Source organism: Streptomyces cirratus (assembly GCF_014650775.1).
In the GTDB taxonomy this organism is placed as follows: domain Bacteria; phylum Actinomycetota; class Actinomycetes; order Streptomycetales; family Streptomycetaceae; genus Streptomyces; species Streptomyces cirratus.
In genome coordinates this window covers 1-1,673 of sequence record NZ_BMVP01000045.1, presented here as the reverse complement: position 1 = coordinate 1,673, position 1,673 = coordinate 1, and the positions used below count along the sequence as shown (strand labels likewise).

At 42.7% G+C, this 1,673-nt stretch carries 1 protein-coding gene; it reads right to left on the bottom strand.

What is annotated here, in order from left to right:
• Window positions 1-83: 83 nt before the first annotated feature.
• On the bottom strand, window positions 84-1,523 hold the full coding sequence (locus IE207_RS34415; protein ID WP_188363613.1) for a form I ribulose bisphosphate carboxylase large subunit: 1,440 nt from the start codon (window positions 1,521-1,523) through the stop codon (window positions 84-86).
• Between the last annotated feature and the right edge of the window lie 150 nt (window positions 1,524-1,673).

Here is a 1,673-nt window from a genome sequence, read left to right as displayed (position 1 = left end):
GCCGAGTTTAATTGCAATTCAACAAACCGACAGTAATTACTGGATTACAAAGTATCCATTGCTTCGAATTCAAATTTGATTTATCAAGCTGGTTTATCTAATTTATCCACTGCGTCGAATTCAAATTTGATCGCCTTCCATACTTCACAAGCAGCAGCTAGTTCAGGACTCCATTTGCTAGCCTCGCGGATAATTTCATTACCCTCGCGGGCAAGGTCACGTCCCTCATTACGAGCTTGTACACATGCTTCTAAAGCTACTCGATTAGCTACGGCACCCGGTGCATTTCCCCAAGGGTGTCCTAAAGTTCCTCCACCGAATTGTAGTACGGAATCATCTCCAAAGATCTCGGTCAAAGCAGGCATATGCCAAACGTGAATACCCCCCGAAGCTACGGGCAGAACACCTGGCATAGAAACCCAATCTTGAGTGAAATAAATACCACGGCTTCGATCTTTTTCAATAAAATCATCACGTAGTAAATCAACAAAGCCCAAAGTTATGTCCCTTTCTCCTTCAAGTTTACCTACTACTGTACCAGCGTGAATATGATCTCCACCAGACATACGTAAAGCTTTAGCTAGTACACGAAAGTGCATACCATGATTCTTCTGTCTATCAATAACTGCGTGCATTGCGCGATGGATGTGAAGAAGTAGACCATTATCTCGGCAATAATGAGCCAAGCTAGTATTTGCAGTGAACCCACCTGTTAAGTAGTCGTGCATTACGATAGGAACTCCCAATTCTCTAGCACACACGGCCCTTTTGATCATTTCTTCACATGTACCTGCAGTAGCATTCAAGTAATGCCCTTTGATTTCACCTGTTTCAGCCTGTGATTTATAAATTGCTTCGGCACAAAATAAGAAACGGTCTCTCCAGCGCATAAATGGTTGGGAGTTCACATTCTCATCATCTTTGGTAAAATCAAGCCCGCCACGTAGACATTCATAAACTGCTCTACCGTAGTTCTTAGCGGATAACCCCAATTTAGGTTTAATAGTACATCCTAATAGGGGGCGACCATACTTGTTCAATTTATCTCTTTCAACCTGGATGCCATGAGGCGGGCCTTGGAAAGTTTTAACATAAGCAGTAGGGATTCGCAGATCCTCTAGACGTAGAGCGCGCAGGGCTTTGAACCCAAATACATTACCCACAATGGAAGTAAACATGTTAGTAACAGAACCTTCTTCAAAAAGGTCTAAAGGGTAAGCTACATAACATATATATTGATCTTCTTCTCCAGGAACGGGCTCAATGTGGTAGCATCGCCCTTTGTAACGATCAAGGCTGGTAAGCCCATCGGTCCACACGGTTGTCCATGTACCAGTAGAAGATTCAGCAGCTACCGCGGCCCCTGCTTCCTCAGGCGGAACTCCGGGTTGAGGAGTTACTCGGAAGGCTGCCAAGATATCAGTATCTTTGACTTCATATTGAGGAGTATAATAAGTCAATTTATACTCTTTAACACCAGCTTTGAATCCAACACTTGCTTTAGTCTCTGTTTGTGGTGACATAAGTCCCTCCCTACAACTCATGAATTAAGAATTCTCGCAACAACAAGGTCTACTCGATATAAATGAGGAGTTAATGAAACCTTTTCGAAGAAATCTTTCAAAAAATTATCAACGAATCCGAAAGGTTCCTTATTAGACCATGGTATTTGA